The organism is Pedobacter suwonensis (assembly GCF_900111825.1).
Lineage (GTDB): Bacteria > Bacteroidota > Bacteroidia > Sphingobacteriales > Sphingobacteriaceae > Pedobacter > Pedobacter suwonensis.
The window spans coordinates 1-23,303 of the sequence record NZ_FOJM01000011.1 but is presented as its reverse complement, the minus strand read 5'-3'; the positions used below and the strand labels follow the sequence as shown (position 1 = coordinate 23,303).

Below are 23,303 nucleotides of genomic sequence, written 5' to 3'. Positions count from 1 at the left end.
TCGCTTTTTTACGAGTGCGCAAATAACATGGCGATTCCATCGCTTTCAGGGAAAGCCTATCTTGAGAAATTAAGGTAGTCTTTTATTTTTAATTCAAATATTAACAAACTGTTTAACAAAAGGAAAATTAACTTATCTTTCATTTTTCCTAAATCAGAAATGAAAAAGATTTTCTCCAATTTAACAGTTCAGGTTTTGGTCGCTATTTTCATAGGGATCTGCGTGGGTACTTACTTTCCTGGCTTCGCACCAACAGCCAAAATGATTAGTGAGGGGTTTATCAACCTCATTAGCATGTTAATTGCCCCGATTATATTTTTTACTATTGTGTTGGGTATCGCACACATGGGCGATATGAAAAAGGTTGGCCGGGTTGGTGGTAAGGCATTGTTATATTTCGAAATTGTAAGCACTGTTGCCATTGCCATTGGTTTGCTGGTGGCGAATATCTTAAAACCGGGTGCAGGAATGGTAGCCAAAACTGGTGATGCTACAAAAATCGCAGGATATGCCGAGCAGGCGAAAGAGATGAATTGGGGAGAATTTTTCCTTCACATCATTCCACATAATGTAATGGCTGCTTTTGCAGAAGGAAATATTTTACAGATTTTGCTGTTTGCCATTCTTTTTGGTTATGGTCTGAATAAATTGGGCGGAGAAGGAACAAGTGTTTTAAACGCCTTCGATAAAATATCGAAAGTACTCTTCAAAATTATGAAGCTGATTATGCGGTTAGCGCCAATCGGAGCTTTTGGTGGGATGGCTTTTAGCATTGGTACGCATGGTCTGGAAAGTATCTTCGGAATGGCAAAGTTGATGGGCTCAGTTTATTTAACCTGCATTTTATTTATTTTTATTGTGTTAAATGCCATTTGCCGCTATTATAAATTCAGTCTTTGGCAATACCTTAAATACATCCGCCAGGAGATATTAATCGTATTGGGTACCTCCTCTTCAGAATCAGCTTTGCCCAGTATGATGCAGAAAATGGAAAGCATTGGCTGTGATAAATCGGTGGTGGGTTTGGTTATTCCAACGGGTTATTCTTTTAATCTCGATGGTACAGCCATTTACCTGGCCATGGCAGTGATATTTCTCTGCCAGGTTTTTCATGTCGATTTAACATTAGGTCAGCAGATTACTGTTTTAGGGGTTCTTATGGTCACTTCAAAAGGGGCAGCAGGTGTAACCGGAAGTGGTTTTATTGTATTGGTATCAACCCTTACGGCCTTAAAAATAATGCCGATTGAGCACATTTCTATTTTAATTGGTGTAGATCGTTTTATGAGCGAGGCCAGGGCCATTACCAACGTAATCGGAAACGGCGTGGCCACTATTGTGATTGCCAAAAGTGAAAACCAGTTTGATGAAGAAAAATATCTGAAGGCCATTCAACCTGTAACTATAGAAAAGGGTGAGGAAGGTTAGGTTGGAGTTGAGCGTTTGGCGTAAGGCGATCAGGAAGTCGAAAGCAAACGGTTAGTTTGGAGTTCTCCCTCGAGGCGTCCCCCTGATCCGATGGTTTGGATTTATTTCAGGATCTTTACTATTAGAGAAATACTGACGAATCAGGTTTTCTGTAAATGAGGGTTTGTTGCCTTTCGGTTAGATCAGTCCTTCTTTCCGCTATTATCTTTTTGTGAGGGTTTGCAGGCACATTTTTTGTTTCTGCACCAAAAAGGATAGCCGCTTCAATAAGGTTTATTGAAGGTGGGGCTTTTAAGAAACCAAGCAACGATTTGCAAATTGTTAGCCATTTTGTACTTTGTGACTTGCATTAACAGTTCGATATAGCCCCGGGCGCAGCGGTATCCCCGAAGCGCAGCTAGGGATATAGCGAAACACGGGAACCGACTTTAATTGTAGCTACAGGTCTTGCGCTCCAAAAAAAGTGATTTTTAAGCTGAGTTCGATAGGTGTACCCTTTTGGAACCTAAACCAGGTCCTAATTTGAAATGGTCGTCACCCTGAATTCATTTCAGGGTCTTAATAGACAGAGAGGTGCTGAAATAAATTCAGCATACGACAATCCGTAAAACCTTCTCGCCTTCAACCTTTTTATTTATTGAAACAAATTCAACAGCTATCGGATCAAAGTGGCAATCGCTTTATTTCTGCAGTTGTTACTCCCAACTAAAAACGCCCAACTCCAAACCATTTCGATTATTTTTCAAGTCTTCCAATCTTTCACCTTCCCGCCTTCAACCTTCTTATGTGTCTGATTTGCCTGCTAAGTCCAACCAAAAACGCCCAACTCCAGGCTAATTCGATTGTTTTTCAAGCCTTCTAGCCTTTAACCTTCCCGCCCTCAACCTTTTTCCGTATCTTTGCAGCAGAAACAGGCAACACAGCTTGTTTAGTTAATCCATAATACATTGGCTCAAGAAGAACAAAGTAACCGCAAAGAAAAAAGCGAGTTACATCCACGCAACAAACACCGTTCGCGTTACAATTTCAAACAACTTACTGCCGCTTCAAAAGAATTAAGACGTTTTGTTTTTAAAAACGAACATAACGACGATTCAATCGATTTTGCTGATCAAAATGCCGTAAAAGCACTAAATAGGGCACTGTTAAAATATTTCTACGATATTCAGCAATGGGATATTCCACAGGATTTTCTTTGTCCGCCTATTCCCGGCAGGGCAGACTACATTCATTACATTGCCGACCTGCTGGGATCAAGCAATAAAGGTAAAAATCCCAAAGGACCTAAAATCAACGTGTTGGACATTGGTGTAGGCGCTAACTGCATTTACCCGATTATCGGTCATCAGGAGTATGGATGGAGTTTTGTAGGGTCGGAGATTGATCCACTTTCAGTTGAATCGGCAAAACGCGTTATCGAAGCCAACAAACCATTGCAGGGTGCAATAGAAATCCGCCAGCAATCATCTAAAATGGGTATTTTCAGGGGGATTGTAGGTAGAACTGAGCGTTTTGATGCCGTGGTTTGTAATCCACCTTTCCATTCTTCCTTAAAAGAAGCTGAACAGGGTACCCGCCAAAAATGGCGCAACCTGGGCGGAAATGAAAAAGAAGTAAAACATGTATTAAACTTTGGAGGCAATAAGGCCGAGCTTTGGTGTCCTGGAGGCGAACGTGCCTTTGTGGAGCAGATGATTATCCAGAGTGCGCAGATTAAAAACCAGGTGTTATGGTTCAGTTCACTCGTTTCAAAAAGCGCAAACCTAAAAAGTATTTATAACGCTTTGGTTAAAGCAAATGCTTTTGAAGTGCGTACCGTTATCATGAGTCAGGGCCAGAAAATAAGCCGCTTTGTAGCCTGGACTTTTCAGGATGAAAGAGCACAGGATGAATGGGTAAAAGGATGGAAGGTCTGAGTCTGGAGTCCGCAGTTTGGTGTTGTTAGTTTTGGCTGCATAATCCAATCAGATGATACAGTAATGCCGAGTGGATATCATCATTCGGCATTTTTTTTGCAATTACTTTCATTAACTGCTTACTGAAAATTGCCAACTGCCAACTGTAAACTGCCAACTGAAAACTGCCAATCATTTTTTTTCATAAACAATCAAAATGGTTAGGTTGTTGCCTGGATCTGGCGTAATCCCGTGCGAACTGCCCGGACGGGTTAAAATGGCATCGCCAGGTTTAACGGCAAAAGTTTTTCCGTTCATTTGCATGGTTCCTTTTCCACTGATCACATAATAAATTTCATCCTCCTTTTGCAGGTGGTAACCAATCGATGAGCCCGGTTTCAAAATTCTTTTCCTAAAGGCTGTTTTCAGGTTTTTTGCATTGGAGAAAAAGTTAAAGCCTATGGTTTTACCTCCGCCATTATGGGTTCCTGTTTCTTCCTTAGCTACCTCAGTATCATTTTGTAAAATGTATTTACTGGTATCAGTTGTTTGAGCCTTCGCGGCAATTGAAACAAAGAGGATAAAAAATAGTACGGCTAATGTCCGGTAACTCTTGTGGCTCATTTTTATGTAGGTTATTGGCTTAAGCTTATCTTTCCCCGCTTTAAGTTTTTGGTCTTTAAGGTAAATTTAAATGTTTTGTCCTATTGTAGCCAATATCACTTAAACTTGTTACTAAACGTGATTGGAGTGGCCCCGGTTTTGTGGGCTGTTCATCGTCCCTTACCCTAAGCATATTTTTTTAATTTGGAAACGGACGCGCTGTAATTCTTGGCGGTCTTTAGCCCTGCCATCCGCTTTACTCCGTTGCACTACGTGTTCGCTGCTGTCAGGTTTATTGCCGAGGGGGCTGCTTAGGGATCTGTTGCCAAAAAGCACCTGGCCTTTGTTATTAAACCTAAGGGATCTTAGTGGATGCTCCCGATTTTTCATTCTATCGTGTGGACACATCTTTTTTAGAAATGGTATGGGCATTTTGCTAATCAACTTTAATAACGCACTGATTTTAGCTAAGGACGCTGTCAATCCCAAGAGCCGGGGGAATCAAAAAAACAGTAGCAGTCTAGATGAACTTGCACCAACAAACCTAAACGCAGTGGTTTTGTGTTCATAACGATGATTTAATTTTTAAAAAAAGATTGAACACAAAACGAAGTGCCGCTGTTTTTTTGATGCGCATGGAATTGTGCAAAAGGCTCATTGCTGGATTGACGAAGCGCTTTGGGTACTTTGGCGCTCCAAAGTACCATGCCACCGTGGCATAGAGCGGAAGAAAAATATCATAATTAATTGTGTCCACACTGTAGGATTTTCATCCGAGCAGGAACGGGAGCGGAGCTGAAGCCCTCCAAAAGAACGGGACTGCTCATTTCCTCATCAAAAGAACCAATATTTTTTCTAAATAAGCGATTTGTGGTTCTTCGGTCTCTAACCTTGCCCCACACCGTAACTCCGATAGAAGAAATAGGAAGCTACGGTTGATGTTAATAACCCGATAGCATCTTTTTTATGACAGTAAGACAATCGTTGATTTGCTTTAGGCTTTTAGCTTTAATCTTTCCCCTTTCAGCTTAAAACCATTTCCTTACATTTTACTGAAAAAACGGACTAAATAATATGGTTTTAGATTTGAATTCCAGTTCAATAATATTAGCTTTGCACAAAAAAATATTGATACATGAGCGTTTTAGTAAATAAAGATTCTAAGGTTATCGTTCAGGGTTTTACCGGAAACGAAGGAACTTACCACGCTGAGCAGATGCTGGCCTATGGTACAAACGTAGTTGGTGGTGTAACACCTGGCAAAGGTGGGCAATTACATTTAGAAAAGCCTGTTTTTAATACTGTTAAAGATGCCGTTGATCAAACAGGTGCAAATGTATCGATCATTTTTGTACCGCCGGCTTTTGCTGCTGATGCCATTATGGAGGCTGCCGAAGGTGGTATTAAAGTTATTGTTTGTATTACTGAAGGTATCCCGACAAAGGATATGATTCAGGTTAAAGAATATATTGCAGATCGTGATGTGACGCTTATCGGTCCTAACTGCCCTGGTGTAATTACTGCTGATGAAGCTAAAATTGGTATCATGCCAGGTTTTATCTTCAAAAAAGGTCATGTAGGTGTGGTTTCTAAATCAGGAACTTTAACTTATGAAGCAGTAGATCAGGTGGTTAAAGCTGGTTTAGGTATTACTACGGCGATTGGTATTGGTGGTGATCCGATTATCGGAACCCCAACCGTAGAAGCCGTAAAATTATTAATGAACGATCCTGAAACGCACGGTATCATCATGATTGGTGAAATTGGCGGTGGAATGGAAGCTGAAGCTGCACGTTGGATCAAAGAAAACGGAACTAAACCTGTTGTTGGTTTTATTGCTGGTCAGACTGCGCCTCCGGGACGTAGAATGGGTCACGCTGGTGCTATTGTTGGCGGTGCCGATGATACTGCAGCTGCAAAAATGAAAATCATGCGCGAGTGTGGTATCCGTGTAGTAGAAAGTCCTGCTGAAATCGGTGCTGCGATGGCAGAAGAATTGGCAAAGTAAGATTTTTAAAATTTACATAAAGAAAAGCGTTTCGATTAGGTTCGGAGCGCTTTTTTATTTGGTTAGATTGCCCGGAAACAAAGTAGCCACAGGGTTGCTATCATTATGAACGTGAAAAGCAATACCCTGTTTATTATAAAGATATTTTGCTGCCACATAATTTCTACGCTGATTTCGTTGTTTTTGATTCTGTTATATTAGAAGTCAAATCTAAAAGTGGAATTGCTAATGAAGATTTGGCCCAAACTATTAATTATTTAAAGTACTCCGGCTGTACCGTTGGTTTGATTTTAAATTTCGGTAAACCAACTTTGGAGATCCGACGAGTTGTTTTATGAAAAATGCCTCCGTGTGAGCTGTGTTTCCGTGGCAAAAAGTGAAGACGCTCTTTTTAGGTTTTTGAAAGCAATCATATAACAGAAAACTCCAGGATACATTTATCATTCCTTTGTAAACACTAATACAAACCCTTAAACCAGCAAACCAAAACAATATCTATAGCGTATATTGAGGTATGAAAACGATGTTAAATAAACTATTTTTGCTTTCTGCTGTTGTTTTAACTACAGGGCTATCTGCCTGTGCACAAAAGCAGGATAAGAAAGAAACAAAACAGGCAAAAGAAGCGACACAAATTATACCCAAGAAAAAGATGAACTGGAATCCATTAACGCCCGAAGAAGAAAGGGTAATCGTACATAAGGGTACCGAATATCCTGGTACAGGTAAATATGAACATACTACAGATAAAGGAACTTATACGTGTAAACGTTGTAACGCCCCGCTATACCGCTCAGAAAGTAAGTTCGATGCCCATTGTGGCTGGCCTGCTTTTGATGATGAAATTAAAGGCGCTGTTAAGCGTATTCCGGATGCCGACGGCTCACGTACAGAAATTGTTTGCGCCAATTGTGGTGCGCATCTGGGTCACGTGTTTTTGGGCGAGGGATTTACCAATAAAGACACCCGTCATTGCGTAAATTCGATTTCCATGAACTTTGTGCCGGATCAAAAATAAGGTGGATGTAGATGGGTTAGGTAGAGGCGTAAGGCGATAAGCTTTACGCCTTTTTTAATGCACAAAAATGGACTGTTTTTCCACAAATTATTGATTATAAACTAAATGCTTATATTTGCTGGCTCGATAAAGAAAATTTAGCCTATGAAGTATCTGCTGTTATTAAGTTTTTGTTTCCTGTTTTTACAAGGTAAAGCACAAAATTCTGGTTCATCAAATGAACCGGATCGTATCAAAAAAACAGTTCTCGCGACTTATTACCACAGAAAATTCGAAGGGCACCGAACCACCAGCGGCGCCAAGTACCGGTCGAAAAAACTCACAGCTGCACATCGTACCCTGCCATTCGGCACCATGGTTAAAGTAACCAATCCGGATAACGGAAAATCTGTGGTAGTTAAGGTAAATGACCGTGGCCCTTTCTCCAAAAGATTGGCTATAGATTTGTCTGAACGTGCTGCAAAACAGATCGGTATTTATCGTAAAGGCATAGGTAAAGTAGAACTCAGTTATACGGTTGAATAATACTCGTTTTAGCTCTATTTACAGCTCAAAATACTCCTAAAATTTAAGTTATTAACACTCATTTTTGTTTGTTAAAGCCTTGAAAAGAAACAATTAGCTTTTTTTTTGCTTGAAAATGATATTAGGCTGATCGTTTTTCCCCAGCAATTGGGTGGTGTGTTAACAACTTTGGTTCACAAAAAATAGCCTCCGTATATATATTTGTTATAACAAAGTTCTTTAACTTCTTGCGTTTGGAAACAAATATAAAAGCTTAGTTTTTAGTTAATTATAAGTAGATCTCTCAGATTACCATTCTAAATTTTCGCAACTAAAAACTCAGTTGTTTGCCAGGCAATAGGGTTAACACTTTCACAGCAGCGTTTTGATCAAGACATTACAATCATCATATTAAAATTGATGGATGCATGTCTTCGTCGGCTCTGAAAAAAAATAAGATTTAAAAACATCAGCGTATGGAACAGGAATTATTACTACAAGAAAACAAAGACAGGTTTGTGCTTTTGCCGATTAAGTATCCGAAAGTTTGGGAGATGTATAAAAGAACGGAAGCCAGTTTCTGGACTGCCGAAGAAATCGACCTTTCTGATGACCTGAAGCATTGGGAGAACCTTAACGACGGTGAAAGGCATTTCATATCTCATATTTTAGCCTTTTTTGCAGCCAGTGACGGTATTGTAAACGAAAATCTTGCAGTAAATTTCATGAGCGAAGTTCAGATTCCGGAAGCGCGCTGTTTTTATGGCTTCCAGATTATGATGGAAAATATCCATTCAGAAACCTACGCTTTATTAATCGATACCTACATTAAAGATCCGGAAGAAAAGGATCGTTTGTTCCATGCTATTGATACTGTTCCGGCAGTAAAAAGAAAGGCCGAATGGGCTTTACGTTGGATTGATAACGGAACCTTTGCTGAGCGTTTAGTAGCTTTTGCTGCGGTTGAAGGTATTTTCTTCAGCGGTAGTTTCTGTTCAATTTTCTGGTTGAAGAAACGTGGTTTAATGCCGGGCTTAACATTCAGTAACGAGTTGATTTCAAGAGATGAAGGTTCTCACTGCGAATTTGCCTGCTTGTTGTACAGCATGTTGAGCAATAAATTGAGTGAAGAACAAGTGCATGGCATTATCAGCGATGCAGTTGAGATTGAAAAAGAATTTATTACCGATGCATTGCCGGTTGCCCTGATTGGCATGAATGCAAAATTAATGAGCCAGTATATCGAGTTTGTGGCCGACAGATGGTTACAGGAATTAGGTTACAAAAAAATATACAATGCAACCAATCCTTTCGATTTTATGGAAATGATTTCGTTGCAGGGTAAAACCAACTTCTTCGAAAAACGTGTTGGCGATTATCAGAAAAGCGGTGTATTAACTGCTGCAGATAACAAAGCACAGGCGTTTTCTTTAGATGAAGACTTCTAAGGTTAAAGGTTAGACGGTTGAGGGTGGAAGGTTGTTGTAATCTCGATACCTGAGGCTCATTACTTAATACCAATTAATTAAATTACAAAAATATAAAGCGATCATCAAGTCTTGATACTTGATACACGCTACCTAATACAAAATTTAAATCTCATAAAATATGTTCGTACTAAAAAGAGATGGCCGGAAAGAACCGGTGCAATTTGACAAAATCACAGCGCGTATTCAAAAACTTTGCTATGGTTTAAATTCAGATCTTGTTGATCCGATTGACGTTGCCAAAAAGGTAATTGAAGGTTTATACGATGGGGTAACCACGTCGGAGTTGGACAACCTTGCTGCAGAAACTGCTGCCTCGTTAACCACAAAACACCCTGACTATGCTTTGCTGGCCTCGCGCATTGCGGTTTCCAACTTACATAAAAACACCACCAAGTCATTCTCGGGTACGATGAAGATGTTGTACGAATATTTCGACCCGAAAGCGCAGAAAGAGGCTCCTCTTATCGCTGACGATATTTATGAGATCATTGAAAAAAACAAGGATATTTTAGATAGTTCGATCATTTACGACCGCGATTTCGGTTTCGATTATTTTGGTTTTAAAACTCTGGAAAAATCGTACCTGTTAAAAGTTAACGGTCAGATTGTGGAGCGCCCTCAGCATTTGTTTATGCGTGTTTCGGTTGGTATCCACAAAGAAGATATCGAAAGCGCCATTAAAACCTATAATTTAATGAGCGAGCGTTGGTTTACACATGCAACACCAACGTTGTTCAATGCGGCTACACCAAAACCTCAAATGTCTTCATGTTTCCTGTTAACCATGCAGGATGACAGCATCGAAGGCATCTACGATACCTTAAAGCAAACTGCTAAAATTTCGCAAAGTGCAGGTGGTATCGGCTTAAGCATCCACAACATCCGTGCTACCGGTTCATACATTGGCGGTACAAATGGTACCAGTAACGGAATCATTCCAATGTTACGTGTATTTAACGATACCGCCCGTTATGTAGATCAGGGTGGAGGTAAACGTAAAGGTGCTTTTGCTATTTATCTGGAGCCTTGGCATGCAGATGTTTTCGAATTTTTAGATTTACGTAAAAACCACGGTAAAGAAGAAATGCGTGCACGCGATTTGTTCTATGCCTTGTGGATCAACGACTTGTTTATGCAACGTGTTAAGGATAATGGCAACTGGACCTTATTCTGTCCGCACGAAGCACCAGGTTTGGCAGATTGTTTCGGTAAGGAATTTGAAGAATTGTATACTAAATATGAAACCGAGGGGCGTGGCCGTAAAACCATTAAAGCACAGGAACTTTGGTTTGCTATCTTAGATTCGCAGATCGAAACCGGTACACCTTATATGTTGTTTAAAGATGCCGCGAACAGCAAATCTAACCAACAGAACTTAGGTACCATTAAAAGTTCTAACCTGTGTACCGAAATTATCGAGTATACTTCTAAAGATGAGGTTGCGGTTTGTAACTTAGCTTCATTGGCATTGCCTCGTTTTGTAATCAACGGTGCTTTTGATCACCAAAAATTATATGATGTAACTTATCAGGCTACTTTAAACCTGAATAAGATCATCGATCACAACTATTATCCTGTTCAGGAAGCCGAAAACTCCAACATGCGCCATCGTCCGGTTGGTTTAGGTGTGCAAGGTCTGGCTGATGCCTTTATCCTGTTGCGTTTACCTTTCGAAAGCGATGAGGCTAAACGTTTAAACAAAGATATCTTCGAAACCATTTATTTTGCTTCGATGTCGGCTTCGCACGATTTGGCAGTAAAACATGGTCCTTACCAAACGTTTAAAGGTTCGCCATTATCTGAAGGTAAATTCCAGTTCGATCTGTGGAACGTAAAGCCAGATAGCGGCCGTTGGGATTGGGATACATTGCGCGAAAAAGTAGTTAAAGATGGTGTGTACAACTCATTATTGGTTGCTCCGATGCCAACTGCATCTACCTCGCAGATTTTAGGTAACAATGAGTGTTTCGAGCCTTATACTTCTAATATTTACACCCGCCGTGTATTAAGCGGAGAGTTTGTGGTGGTAAATAAACACTTATTGAAAGATTTAGTCGCTTTAGGTCTATGGAACAATGATATGAAAAACAAAATCATATTGGCCAACGGATCAATCCAGGCTATTCCTGAAATTCCTGATTACATTAAAGAACTGTATAAAACCGTTTGGGAAATCAAGATGCGTAATATCATCGATATGGCTGCTGACCGTGGTGCCTATATCTGCCAATCGCAATCATTAAACCTGTTCGTAAACGCACCAAACACATCAAAACTAACTTCAATGCACTTCTATGCATGGGAGAAAGGCTTGAAAACCGGTATGTACTACTTGCGCACACAAGCAGCTTCTCAGGCGGTTAAGTTTACCGTAGAGAACCAGGGCGGCAAAGCGATTGAAGCTGTTATCCCTGCTGAAATTCCACAAGATCAGGTAGCAGAAGAAATCATCACTGGCCCGGTTTGTACCATGGAAGAAGGTTGTATTAGCTGCTCAGGTTAAGGTAGCGGGTTAGAAGGCAGAAGGTTTAAGGTCGCTAGCGCCGTCATTGTGATGCACGAAGCAATCTTAATGCAATAGTCGACCCCTTCTCATCATAAAGCAATAAAATAGATAAGGTTTTGGGCAAACGCTCAAAACCTTATTTTTTGTTTATATTTTTGTATTACAATAGGTTTTACTTAAACCTTATACCTCATGCCTTATACCTCTACTCATAGCAAACACGAAATCATTCCCTGCGAAAGATGCGGAAGCGCTATTGAATGCAAGGCAAATTCCTATACTAAATGCCAGTGCAGTGTGGTGCAACTCAGCATTAACGAAGTACAGTATATCTCCGAACTCTACGATGGCTGCCTTTGTGCCAAATGCCTGTTCGAACTGCAACAGGAATACAGAGAAGCAATAGGGGTATAAGTTTTTAATTAATTGTTGCTTTCCAGTTTATATACCTGGTCTTTGGCTAAACACCAACGCATTGATAACGTTGTTCCAAAAACGCGTTCGGTTAACTAATATCCATATTGTTTCCATTGTCCAGCTTTATGAGCATTGTCCTGCGATTAGGTCGGTTCCTTAGGTCTAAAAAAAGGACATCTTTTTCGCATTAATTGTAATTTATACATTTAAAATTTCTGAGGCTATTTGTACAAATCAAAATGCCTGAATTTTGCTCATTATAAGCGTTCGGTCAGCTTATTCCAGGAAATGTCATCTGCAGATGACATTTTGCACTCAATTGATCCTGAGTCGTTTTTGAGGCCTTAAAATCAATAAAAAATAGTTTCAAATTAAGTGCTGAAAATGATAATAAAGCACATCATTTGATATCCATATCGCGCCTGATAAATGGTTTATCAGGCTTAAAAAAAAGAAAAATATAAAAGATTATGGAAGCGCTCATTTCTAATTACTGGTGGGTTTTAGTGGCACTGTTGTGCATTGTTTTATACAAATATATTTTACGTTTCCTATTCGGTATGGTCATCGTACCTGAAGACAGGATCGGGCTGATTACCAAAAAATTTGTACTCTTTGGGTCGGCAAGGGAATTACCGGATGGACGTATTATCGCGATTAGAGGCGAGGCAGGTTTCCAGGGAAAAACTTTGGCGCCGGGCTTATATTTCGGGATGTGGTTTTGGCAGTACAGTGTAAGCATGGAGCAATTTACCATCATCCCTGAAGGGAAAATCGGACTTATTATGGCTAAAGACGGGGCCGAAATCCCAACAGGCAATATCCTGGGGCAAAAAGTAGAATCTGATAATTTTCAGGATGCCGTAAAGTTCCTCGAAAACGGTGGTCAGCGGGGGAGGCAAACCGCTTACATTACTTCCGGTTCGTACCGGATCAATACCATGTTGTTTCAGGTTTCGGTTACCGATATGGTCCGCATTCAGGAAAGTATGGTGGGAATTGTAACTACGCTGGATGGTTTGCCGATCGAAGCTAACCAGATTGCAGGTAAACTGGTAGAAGGCCACAATAATTTTCAGGATTTTGATGCCTTTATAAGGCATGGTGGTAATCGCGGTTTGCAACCGCAGGTAATTCTGGCAGGTTCTTACAACTTAAACCCCTGGGCTATCCAGTTAGAAGAAATTCCCATGACTGAGATTGCCATAGGTTATGTAGGCGTGGTGATTTCGTTTATTGGTAAAGAAGGTGATGATTTAACCGGTGCTGATTTTAAACATGGTAATATTGTGGCTAAAGGATCCAAAGGCGTTTGGCTGGAACCGCTTGGACCAGGAAAATATCCGATTAACAAATACATTATGAAGGTAGAGCTGGTTCCTACAACCAATCTGGTACTCAACTGGGCATCGGCACGTAGTGAAGCACATAACCTGGATAAAAATCTATCAACTATAACTGTGCGCTCCAAAGATGGTTTCCCGTTTAACCTGGATGTGGCACAGATTATCCATGTACCCACTACCGAAGCGCCAAAAGTGATTGCCCGTTTTGGAAACATGGTGAATCTGGTTTCGCAGGTTTTGGAGCCTACCATCGGTAACTATTTCCGTAACTCGGCGCAGGGCAGCGATGTAATTGCCTTCTTAAGTACCCGTAAAGAACGTCAGGAATCGGCAAAAGAGCATATCCGTAAGGTACTTGATGAATATAACGTAAATGCGGTTGATACGTTGATTGGTGATATTGTTCCACCAGAATCGCTAATGAAAACTCTAACCGACCGTAAAATTGCGGAGGAGCAAAAAGTCACATACGAAACTCAAAAACAAGCACAGGAAACCCGCCAGGGAATGGAGAAAGAAACTGCCATTGCCGATATGCAAAAAGATATTGTGAAGGCACAGCAAAGTGTGGAGATTGCTGAGCGTACCGCAAGTGCAACAGTGAAAAAATCGGAAGGTGATGCAGCGGGAGTAAAACTAGCGGTAGGAGCAGAGGCTGAGGCTACCAAAATGCGTGCTCATGCTGAAGCTGAGGCTACGAAAGCACGTGCACAAGCCGATTCTGAAGCAATTAAGTTACGGGCATCAGCAGAAGCAGAACAGATTTCGTTAACCGGTAGCGCTGAAGCAGGTAAAATTTTAGCGGTAGGTAAATCTACAGCAGAAGCTTACGAACTTGCTGTTAAAGCTTTGGGAGGCGAAAACTTTACCCGTTACAAAATTACTGAAGAGTTATCCAAAGGCAATGTGAAACTTATCCCGGATGTATTGATTGGTGGAAATGCCAGTGCGGGCGGTTCAGCAATGGATGGTTTATTAGGGTTAAAACTAATGGAGTTAATGGATCCTGAAAAACGTAAGGAAGTGGTTGCAGTTGCCGAAATTGTAGAAACCAACGCGAAACCGAAAAAGGATAATATCAATCCCTAAACAATTTTAAGAAAGCAGGTGAACAGTACTAAAAATGTTCATCTGCTTTTTTTGATATCGGTTTCTGAGCTGTACTGGCTCTATTCTGCTAACATTTTTCGATTTTTGACACATTTTTGAATACCAGCTTTAGTTATCATTCTTTTCCGGTAAGTAACAGATATTATAAACGCGCAGGTTTGAATTATTTTGAAAGCTTTGCTACCTTTGCAAGGTGAATAAAGTTGTCCTTCTGCTACTTTTCCCGGTACTCGTTTTTAATACCTCCGTTCGCGAAGTAATAAAGGCACCTCAACTTGTTCTTCACTTTTTACAACACCATCAGCTCAATGCTGAAATCAGTTTTATGGACTTTCTTGAAATGCATTACTTCGGGCATGACCTGGATGATCATGATGATGAAGAGGATATGAAACTTCCTTTCAAAAAAATTGATGGTCATCATATCATTTCAATCGGTGTTCCGGCAGAAAAATTTATTTTACTAAAAGCAGTATGCCTGAATATACATACCAGGAAAACTTTCAGTTACACCAATTCCTATAGTAATCCTGCTTTCGGAAGCCTGTTTCGCCCACCCATTGCCATAGCTTAAAATTTATTGTTCAAATTTTTTCAGAACCATTTCCCATGGCTTCTGGATATGTCTGTTATTTTAATTTAAGTTATGATGTTAAATAAAATCATCGGTTTTTCCATCCGGAATAAACTGATTATTGCTTTGTTCGTATGCTCACTGATTGGTTGGGGTACTTACGAGGTTACTAAATTACCGATAGATGCACTTCCTGATATTACCGATAACCAGGTGCAGGTTATTACCGTTTCTCCATCATTGGGCGCACCGGATATTGAGCGCCTCATTACATTTCCCATTGAGCAAGCCTGTAGCAGTATTTCAGGACTTAAACAGATCAGGAGTTTTTCACGTTTCGGACTTTCTTTGGTTACCATCGTTTTCACTGAAGAAACCGATGTTTACTGGGCAAGGCAGCAAATTGCCGAACGCTTACAGCAGGTGCAGCAAGAAATTCCACAGGGCATAGGCTCGCCGGCAATGGCTCCTGTTTCAACAGGCCTAGGCGAAATATATCAATATGTAGTTCGGCCAAAAAAAGGTTACGAAGGCAAATTTAATGAACAGGAATTGCGTACCATTCAGGATTGGATAGTAAGAAGGCAACTTTTAGGTACGCCCGGAGTCGCGGAAGTATCTAGTTTTGGCGGCAGGCTGAAACAATACGAAGTTGCGGTGCGGCAAGACCAACTTAAAGCCTATCGATTAACCATTGCCGAAATATTCGATGCCCTCGAAAAAAACAATGAAAATACAGGCGGGGCATACATTGAAAAGGGACCAACTGTTTTGTATATCCGAAGCGAAGGATTAACAACCAATCTGGCCGATATTGAAAAGATTGTGGTAAAAACGCTTGATAACGGAATGCCTGTTTTAATGGGCCAGGTTGCCAAGGTTCAGTATGGCTCGGCCATACGTTATGGCGCGATGACTTATAATGCCCAGGGTGAAGTTGCAGGTGCTGTGGTGATGATGTTAAAAGGTGAAAATTCTTCTGTGGTAGTAAAACGGGTTAAAGATAAAATTGCGAAAATTCAAAAAATGGTTCCCGATGGCGTGGTGATCGAGCCTTTTCTGGATAGAACAAAAATGGTTGACAATGCCATTAGTACCGTAGAGACCAACTTAATGGAAGGTGCGCTGATTGTGATTTTTGTACTGGTGTTTTTCTTAGGGAATCTTCGTGCAGGCCTGATCGTATCCTCTGTGATCCCGCTATCTATGCTTTTTGCGATCATATTGATGAATAAGTTTGGAGTTGGCGGAAACCTGATGTCGCTTGGAGCGATAGATTTCGGTTTAATTGTAGATGGTTCTGTAATTGTGGTAGAGGCCATTCTTCACCGCTTTTCGCACAGTAAACACTTTAGGGCTATCGGTAAAATAGACCAAAACCAGATGGATAATGAGGTGGAAAAATCAACCGGATCAATGATTAAATCGGCAGTATTTAGCCAGATTATCATACTGATTGTTTATCTGCCTATTTTATCGCTGGAAGGCATTGAAGGTAAAATGTTTAAACCCATGGCCTGGACCATTGCTTTTGCTATTCTTGGCGCATTTCTCTTGTCCATCACTTATGTACCGATGATGTCGGCTTTATGCCTGAATAAAACCATCAGCCACAAGAAAAATTTAACCGATAAGCTGATGGCCTGGATAGAGAGAAAATACCAACCCATCTTGAGCAAGGTACTCCGTTTTCCAAAAACCATTCTCGTCGTTACACTTTCCTTGTTCGCTATTTCTATTTTTATAATGGGTACCCTCGGTGGGGAATTTATTCCACAGCTGGAAGAAGGCGATTTTGCCGTTGAAACCCGTTTGCTCACCGGTAGTAACCTGAATAATACGATTGAAACGACACAAAAAGCATCGAAAATTCTGTTGGATAAGTTTCCTGAGGTGCAAAAGATCGTAACCAAAATAGGAAGTGCCGAGGTACCAACAGATCCCATGCCCTTTGAAGCAGGGGATATGATGGTAATCTTAAAACCCAAAAAAGAATGGACTTCTGCTAAATCATTTCCGGAATTAAGTGCCAAAATGACCAAAGCGGTTGAAGTAATTCCTGGTATTACCGTGGGTTTCCAATTTCCGGTACAAATGCGGTTTAACGAACTGATGACCGGAGCAAGGCAGGATGTAGTTTGTAAAATATTCGGTGAAGACCTGGATTCGCTGGCTGGTTATGCCAAACGTTTAGGAACCATAATCGGTACCGTTAAAGGAGTTATCAATGTTTACGAGGAGCAGGTTACGGGAATGCCTCAGGTAGTAATAAAATACAACCGCGTCGGAATGGCTAAATATGGCATAAACGTAGGCGATGTAAACCGGGTGGTTAATACTGCTTTTGCAGGTCAGGTAGCAGGTCAGGTTTATGAAGGGGAAAAACGTTTTGATATGGTGGTACGCCTTGACGAAGCAGCCCGGAAAAATATTAAAGATGTAGAAAACCTGATGGTTTTAACCAAATCCGGTAATCAGGTGCCTTTAAGTATGGTTGCTAATATTGAAGAAGTGGAAGGAGTTAACCAGATTCAAAGAGAAGATACCAAACGCAGGATCATTGTTGGGTTTAATGTGAAGGATAGGGATGTGCAGTCGATTGTAGAGGAACTACAGCAGAAAGCAGCTGCAAAACTTAACTTACCTAAAGGTTATACCATTTCTTATGGCGGCTCTTTTGAAAATATGACGGCAGCGAAATCACGATTGGCAATTGTAGTACCGATCGCCTTATTGCTAATTTTCTTGCTCCTGTATTTTGCTTTCAGTTCTGTTAAACAAGGACTTTTAATTTATACCGCTATTCCACTTTCCGCAACAGGTGGCATATTTGCTTTATGGATCAGGGACTTGCCTTTTAGTATTTCGGCCGGTGTAGGTTTCATCGCCCTTTTCGGTGTAGCCGTATTAAACGGAATTCTCCTGGTTTCAGAATTTAACCGGTTAAAAAGAGAGGGTTGGACAGATGTAAAAAGAATTGTCATCCATGCTACAAAATCAAAACTTCGTGCCGTTTTAATGACGGCATTGGTCCCATCACTTGGTTTTATTCCCATGGCCATCAGTACCGGTGCAGGCGGTGCAGTTCAAAAACCATTGGCTACAGTGGTTATTGGTGGTTTATTAATTTCTACGTTATTAACATTATTTGTTTTGCCCATGTTATACATATTATTTGAAAAGGGCTTTTCTTATTTCAAACCTAAAAATAAACTTGCGTTAACTGTACTCATCATACTTTTTGGAGCCTTAAATACGAATGCGCAGAAGTCCATCGGCTTAAAAGCGGCGTTAGATACGGCCGTTAAAAACAACATTTCGTTGCAGGTTGCCAAAACCAACGTTCAGTATTATCAGCAAATTGCCAAAAGTAGCTTTGACGCACCAAAAACAGCAATTGGTTTCGATTATGGCAAATTCAACAGTCTGGAGAATGACAATAAATTTTCTGTTGTACAAACACTCGATTTCCCGACTGTTTATGCAAGGCAATTTGCTACCCATAAAACAAATTTGCGCATCAGTGAGATTGAAGTTGATGCGCGCCAGCTCGACTTGAAAACCGAAGTGAAATCCGCCTACTACAGCCTTTTGTTATTAAGTGAAAAAGAGAAATTATTGCTTTGGGCCGATAGCGTTTATGGTGCATTTCTGGATAAATCTACCCAGCGTTTTAAATCAGGCGATGTGGATTTGCTTGAACTTCGTACTGCAGAAAATCAAAAGCAGCAAATCAACAATCAACTTGAGTTGCTTAAAACAGATTATGCACTGGTGCAAAACAGGTTTAAGTTTTTGTTAAACAGCAATGAAAACCTGCAGCCGGAGGCTGATAGCTTGCTTTACGCCACAAGGCCTTTATTGAAACAGGAAGAGATCAGCCATCCTTTACTAAAATTGGGAGAGGAACAGTTGGTGTTGGCCAGGCAACAGAAGGCCCTCGAAAAAAGTAAACTGCTGCCTTCTTTAAGTTTTGGTTATAATAACTCGAGTATTATTGGTTGGCAAACCAACAGTATTGGGGCAGAGCAATATTTCGACAAAAGTAAAAGGTTTTCTTCAATTAGTGTTGGCATTGGAATTCCAATCTTTTTCGGTGCGCAAAATTCCCGCATCAAAGCCAATGGCATCCTCATCCAACAGCGTGAAAAAGAATTGGCCTTAACAAAAAAAACTTTGGATAATAATTTAATAAACTCGGTTGAACGGTATAACAGGCTTAAAAAACTGATCGGCTCTTACCATAAAATCGCTTTAAGGAATGCTGGTGATATTTTTAGAACGGCATCTGATAAACTCAATGCCGGCGAGATTGCCTATCTGGATTGGGTGATCCTGGTTAACCAGTTTATACAGGTCAAAGCAGAATATTATGATAAAGTGCAGCAATTTAACGAAGCTGCGTTTGAAATTGAACGTATTACAGCCACAGATAAATAAGATAAAATGAGAACTCAAATATTAGCAGGATTGGTTTGCATGTCACTTCTAATGGCTTGCAGCAGTGCGGATAAAAAAGAAACCGTACAGGCAGAAAAACCTGTAGCAGCAAACACAGACGAGGTACAACTTACCGACGCACAAGTTAAAAATGCGGGGATTTTAACCGGCAAAATCACACAAAAAACGATGCATAGTACCATTAATGTTAATGGTGTTGTAGATGTGCCACCAGAAAATACCTATTCCGTAAGTGTGCCTATGGGCGGCTATATTAAGAAAATGATTATGATGCCCGGAATGTTTGTTACCAAAGGAGCAGTGTTGGCTACCGTCGAAGATCAGCAGTACATCCAACTCCAGCAAGATTACTTAACTTCTCAAAACAGACTGAAGTTTTTGGCGGCAGATTATACCAGGCAAAAGGGACTAAATCAAACCAAGGCAACGAGTGATAAAATCTTTCAGCAAACTGAAAGCGATTATAATAACCAAAAAGTTTTGGTAAAAGCACTTGCTCAAAAACTGAGGCTAATTGGCATTAATCCTGAAATTTTAAATGAAAATTCGATCACCCGTAATATTAAAATTTATTCGCCCATTAGTGGATACGTTACTAAGGTTAATGTAAACACGGGCAAATTTGTTAATGCAGCCGATATTTTATTTGAATTAATTGGTCCGGGAGAATTACACGCAAACCTTACTGTATTTGAAAAAGATGCGGCCAGTTTAAAAAAAGGACAAGAAGTGATCTGCAATACGACAACAAACCCCGAAAAGAAATATATCGCTAAAATACATCTGATTACGCCTAATATTGAAGACGACCGGACCACAACCGTACACTGTGATATTCAAAATTCAGATCATAAACTATTACCAGGCTCATTTCTAAATGCGGCCATTTCTGTTGGCAACGAAACCGTTGATGCCGTGCCGGAAGATGCCATAGTTAAATGGGAAAATAAATATTACATTTTTGAGGAAGTTGGTACTAGGCTGTACAAAATGGTTCCTGTAGAAATTGGAACAACAGTGGATGGGTTTATAGAAATTAAAACCAATAAACAGCTGGGCACTGTGGTGACAAAAAATGCTTATGCACTTTTAATGAAAATGAAAAACGGAGGAGAAGAGGGCGAATAACTTCGGTCTGAATACCAAATATTTAAGTATGCTGCACAATGCCTCAAAAAAATAAATGAAGCACTTGCAGCATATTTTTTTGCTTTTTGGGCATTGAATTTTAAAAACAAAATGCCTCATCTTAACATAAATGATTGAAGCCGATTTATCCCAATATTTACAATTTTATGCCGTTCTACTCTTAAACAAATAGTAACTTTGCATGTTAATTTAGCATGATTGAATTTTTGAAGGAGTGAATGTAGTTTAAAATTACAATAACATTCTCTCAATTAATCATTCTCTCATTCTCTCATTTCAGAAAACATGAAGAAAGTAAAAGTTGGCTTAGTGCAGATGAGTTGTACTAAAGATAAGCAGGAAAATTTAGATAAAGCGATTACGAAAGTAAGGGAAGCCGCTGCAAAAGGAGCACAGATTGTATGTTTGCAGGAACTTTTTACATCCTTATACTTCTGTGATGTTGAAGATTACGATAATTTCAATCTTGCAGAAGCTATTCCAGGTCCGTCAACCGATGCTTTACAGGTAATTGCTAAAGAATTGGGTGTAGTAATTATTGCTTCGTTGTTTGAAAAACGCGCTGAAGGTCTGTACCACAATACCACTGCTGTTTTAGATGCCGATGGATCATATTTAGGTAAGTATCGCAAAATGCACATTCCTGATGATCCGGCTTACTACGAAAAATTTTACTTTACCCCAGGTGATTTGGGGTATAAGGTTTTCCAAACCAAATTTGCGAAGATCGGCATTCTAATCTGTTGGGATCAATGGTATCCTGAAGCATCACGCATTACCGCATTAATGGGGGCCGATATCATGTTTTATCCAACAGCAATTGGATGGGCTACCGATCAGGATGAGGAAACCAACCAGGATCAATACAATGCCTGGCAAACCATTCAACGTTCCCATGCTGTGGCCAATGGCGTTCCGGTGGTGAGTGTAAACCGTGTTGGCTTTGAACAAGATGGTGCCATGAAATTCTGGGGCGGCAGTTTTGCAACCAATGCACAGGGTCGGTTGCTTTATTTAGCATCACATGATCAGGAAGAAACCGAAGTTGTGGAGCTGAACCTCGATGAAAGTGATTTTATGCGCAAGCACTGGCCATTTTTAAGAGACAGAAGAATTGATTCTTACCAGCCGATTACGAAAAGGTATATTGATGGGGACTAAGCGGAAAGGTTAAAGACCAAAGCTTAAAGCGAACAACTATGGAGGATTGTTTATTTTAATAAACGTCCAAAATCGTCATTTCGAGCGAGTGAAACGGAGACGAGAAATCTAATCTTCAATTTTTATCAATAGATCTCTCCATTGCGCTGCGCTCCAATCGAGATGACGAACATCCAAATCCATGGTTCGTGTCCTCACGAACCATTCATTTTATAAATTAAAATTAGATGTCAAACTTTCCGCCAAGAAAAGATTTAAATATCAATCAATTCGATTATTCACCTAAGCAGCAAGGTTATGCTTTCCCTGCTGAGTGGGCTAGACATGAGGCTACCTGGTTAAGTTGGCCGCACAAAGAGGCCAGTTGGCCTGGTAAGATTGAAACTATTTATGAACCTTACTGTCAGTTTATTAAAACTGTTGCCGAAGGTGAAAAGGTACGGATCAATGTAAAAGATGAAGAAATGAAAGCTTTTGCCGTTGCCGAACTTCAAAAAGCAGATGCCGATTTAACGCAGATTGAATTTTATTTCAACGAAACCAATGATGCCTGGTGTCGCGATCATGGGCCTGCATTTGTGGTTAAAGGAAATGAAAAAGCAGTAGTAGATTGGGGTTACAATGCCTGGGGCGGTAAGTATCCACCGTTTGATTTGGATGATGTTGTGCCTACTAAAATTGCAAAACATTTTAATTTACCATTATTCAATCCTGATATTGTAATGGAAGGTGGTTCGGTAGAGTTTAATGGCGCCGGTACAGTTTTAACCACTACTGCATGTCTGTTGAACGAGAACAGAAACGCACATTTAACCAAAGAACAGATTGAAAAGTACCTGCTTGAATATTACGGTCAGGATCAGGTATTATGGCTCGGCGATGGCATTGTGGGGGATGATACTGATGGCCATATTGATGATATTACCCGTTTTGTAAACGAGGATACCGTTTTAACTGTTGTAGAAAGTAATCCCTTGGATGAAAACTATATTTTATTACAGGAAAATTTAGACGCGTTAAAGGCGATGAAATTAAAGGATGGCCGCTCATTGAATATTGTGGAGTTACCTATGCCTTCGCCGGTTATCTATGATGATACCCGTTTGCCAGCGTCTTATGCTAATTTTTACATTGCTAATGCGGCTGTAATTGTGCCTGTTTTTGATGATGTGAACGACCAAAAAGCTTTAGATATTATCCAGGGCTGTTTCCCCGATCGCAAGGTGATTGGTATTAACTCAGTCGATATTATTTGGGGATTGGGAAGTTTTCACTGTTTGAGTCAGCAGGAACCGGCGGTTTAAGTTTTGAGTTTGCAGTTTTAAGTTTCCAGTCTTTAGCAATTCAGCAGTTAACAATTTATATCCAATCCGATTGTCATCCTGAGGGATAATTTATGATATAAAAATCAATATGATTGACGTTTTTTCCTTCGCACAATTCTTGCCTCGGCTCACCGCCGCCGAAGGGCTCTTACTTTTTGGCATCAAAAAGTAACAAAAAATGCCGGCTGAAAATTTTTCTTTCAAAGCCAGTGTTATGGCTAGAACAGTGCAGTCCGAAAAATTTATTAGGCCGGTTTTAAGTAGAACGGTGATACGGTGCTATGGCCTAGCTATACGGAAATGCATGA

General features: G+C 40.3%; 15 protein-coding genes and 1 pseudogene. 15 read left to right on the top strand and 1 reads right to left on the bottom strand.

Annotated elements, in window-relative coordinates; translation table 11 throughout:
- Positions 1-159 precede the first annotated feature (159 nt).
- Positions 160-1,428: a C4-dicarboxylate transporter DctA gene (gene dctA, locus BM107_RS14900; protein WP_090984704.1), complete on the top strand. Its 1,269-nt coding sequence runs from the start codon at positions 160-162 to the stop codon at positions 1,426-1,428.
- Between the two features lie 947 nt (positions 1,429-2,375).
- Positions 2,376-3,344, top strand: coding sequence for a 23S rRNA (adenine(1618)-N(6))-methyltransferase RlmF (gene rlmF / locus BM107_RS14890; protein ID WP_090984700.1), 969 nt, complete (start codon positions 2,376-2,378; stop codon positions 3,342-3,344).
- A gap of 171 nt (positions 3,345-3,515) precedes the next feature.
- Here the strand turns inward: rlmF and BM107_RS14885 are convergent, their stop codons facing one another.
- Entirely contained in the window at positions 3,516-3,947 is a 432-nt protein-coding gene (locus BM107_RS14885) for a cupin domain-containing protein (RefSeq protein ID WP_090984698.1), read from the bottom strand.
- A gap of 1,114 nt (positions 3,948-5,061) precedes the next feature.
- On the opposite strand from BM107_RS14885, the gene sucD reads away from it, so the two are divergent.
- From sucD to BM107_RS14815, 13 genes and pseudogenes are all read left to right on the top strand, one after another.
- Entirely contained in the window at positions 5,062-5,934 is an 873-nt protein-coding gene (gene sucD / locus BM107_RS14875) for a succinate--CoA ligase subunit alpha (RefSeq protein ID WP_090984694.1), read from the top strand.
- Between the two features lie 113 nt (positions 5,935-6,047).
- Positions 6,048-6,272: pseudogene (locus BM107_RS25320) on the top strand (GxxExxY protein); the annotation flags it as partial.
- 176 nt (positions 6,273-6,448) lie between these two features.
- A complete protein-coding gene (locus BM107_RS14865; RefSeq protein WP_090984690.1) occupies positions 6,449-6,952 on the top strand; it encodes a methionine-R-sulfoxide reductase in 504 nt (167 codons plus the stop codon).
- Positions 6,953-7,096: 144 nt separating this feature from the next.
- Positions 7,097-7,477, top strand: a complete 381-nt coding sequence (locus BM107_RS14860; RefSeq protein ID WP_090984688.1) for a septal ring lytic transglycosylase RlpA family protein — start codon at positions 7,097-7,099, stop codon at positions 7,475-7,477.
- Between the two features lie 455 nt (positions 7,478-7,932).
- On the top strand, positions 7,933-8,904 hold the full coding sequence (locus tag BM107_RS14855; protein ID WP_090771670.1) for a ribonucleoside-diphosphate reductase small subunit: 972 nt from the start codon (positions 7,933-7,935) through the stop codon (positions 8,902-8,904).
- Positions 8,905-9,064: 160 nt separating this feature from the next.
- Positions 9,065-11,449, top strand: a complete 2,385-nt coding sequence (locus tag BM107_RS14850; RefSeq protein ID WP_090984686.1) for a ribonucleoside-diphosphate reductase subunit alpha — start codon at positions 9,065-9,067, stop codon at positions 11,447-11,449.
- Between the two features lie 195 nt (positions 11,450-11,644).
- Complete coding sequence (locus BM107_RS14845) at positions 11,645-11,866, top strand: cysteine-rich CWC family protein (RefSeq protein ID WP_090984684.1); 222 nt, start codon at positions 11,645-11,647, stop codon at positions 11,864-11,866.
- A 473-nt stretch (positions 11,867-12,339) separates the two neighbouring features.
- Positions 12,340-14,304 (top strand): SPFH domain-containing protein, encoded by a 1,965-nt coding sequence (locus BM107_RS14840; protein WP_090984682.1) that lies wholly within the window; start codon positions 12,340-12,342, stop codon positions 14,302-14,304.
- Between the two features lie 214 nt (positions 14,305-14,518).
- Positions 14,519-14,899, top strand: coding sequence for a hypothetical protein (locus BM107_RS14835; protein ID WP_134204803.1), 381 nt, complete (start codon positions 14,519-14,521; stop codon positions 14,897-14,899).
- 72 nt (positions 14,900-14,971) lie between these two features.
- Complete coding sequence (locus BM107_RS14830; RefSeq protein WP_244278818.1) at positions 14,972-19,339, top strand: CusA/CzcA family heavy metal efflux RND transporter; 4,368 nt, start codon at positions 14,972-14,974, stop codon at positions 19,337-19,339.
- Positions 19,340-19,345: 6 nt separating this feature from the next.
- Complete coding sequence (locus BM107_RS14825) at positions 19,346-20,488, top strand: efflux RND transporter periplasmic adaptor subunit (protein ID WP_090984677.1); 1,143 nt, start codon at positions 19,346-19,348, stop codon at positions 20,486-20,488.
- Positions 20,489-20,794: 306 nt separating this feature from the next.
- Complete coding sequence (locus BM107_RS14820; protein WP_090984675.1) at positions 20,795-21,670, top strand: carbon-nitrogen hydrolase; 876 nt, start codon at positions 20,795-20,797, stop codon at positions 21,668-21,670.
- 227 nt (positions 21,671-21,897) lie between these two features.
- Positions 21,898-22,974 (top strand): agmatine deiminase family protein, encoded by a 1,077-nt coding sequence (locus tag BM107_RS14815; RefSeq protein WP_090984671.1) that lies wholly within the window; start codon positions 21,898-21,900, stop codon positions 22,972-22,974.
- Positions 22,975-23,303: the final 329 nt, after the last annotated feature.

Excerpts from the sequence above, each read along its gene's own strand:
- BM107_RS14885 (WP_090984698.1), bottom strand. The coding sequence starts at position 3,947 with ATGAGCCACAAGAGTTACCGGACATTAGCCGTACTATTTTTTATCCTC.
- BM107_RS14820 (WP_090984675.1), top strand. The coding sequence starts at position 20,795 with ATGAAGAAAGTAAAAGTTGGCTTAGTGCAGATGAGTTGTACTAAAGAT.
- BM107_RS14815 (WP_090984671.1), top strand. The coding sequence starts at position 21,898 with ATGTCAAACTTTCCGCCAAGAAAAGATTTAAATATCAATCAATTCGAT.
- BM107_RS14865 (WP_090984690.1), top strand. The coding sequence starts at position 6,449 with ATGAAAACGATGTTAAATAAACTATTTTTGCTTTCTGCTGTTGTTTTA.
- BM107_RS14840 (WP_090984682.1), top strand. The coding sequence starts at position 12,340 with ATGGAAGCGCTCATTTCTAATTACTGGTGGGTTTTAGTGGCACTGTTG.
- BM107_RS14860 (WP_090984688.1), top strand. The coding sequence starts at position 7,097 with ATGAAGTATCTGCTGTTATTAAGTTTTTGTTTCCTGTTTTTACAAGGT.
- sucD (WP_090984694.1), top strand. The coding sequence starts at position 5,062 with ATGAGCGTTTTAGTAAATAAAGATTCTAAGGTTATCGTTCAGGGTTTT.
- BM107_RS14825 (WP_090984677.1), top strand. The coding sequence starts at position 19,346 with ATGAGAACTCAAATATTAGCAGGATTGGTTTGCATGTCACTTCTAATG.
- BM107_RS14855 (WP_090771670.1), top strand. The coding sequence starts at position 7,933 with ATGGAACAGGAATTATTACTACAAGAAAACAAAGACAGGTTTGTGCTT.
- BM107_RS14830 (WP_244278818.1), top strand. The coding sequence starts at position 14,972 with ATGATGTTAAATAAAATCATCGGTTTTTCCATCCGGAATAAACTGATT.
- dctA (WP_090984704.1), top strand. The coding sequence starts at position 160 with ATGAAAAAGATTTTCTCCAATTTAACAGTTCAGGTTTTGGTCGCTATT.
- BM107_RS14845 (WP_090984684.1), top strand. The coding sequence starts at position 11,645 with ATGCCTTATACCTCTACTCATAGCAAACACGAAATCATTCCCTGCGAA.
- BM107_RS14850 (WP_090984686.1), top strand. The coding sequence starts at position 9,065 with ATGTTCGTACTAAAAAGAGATGGCCGGAAAGAACCGGTGCAATTTGAC.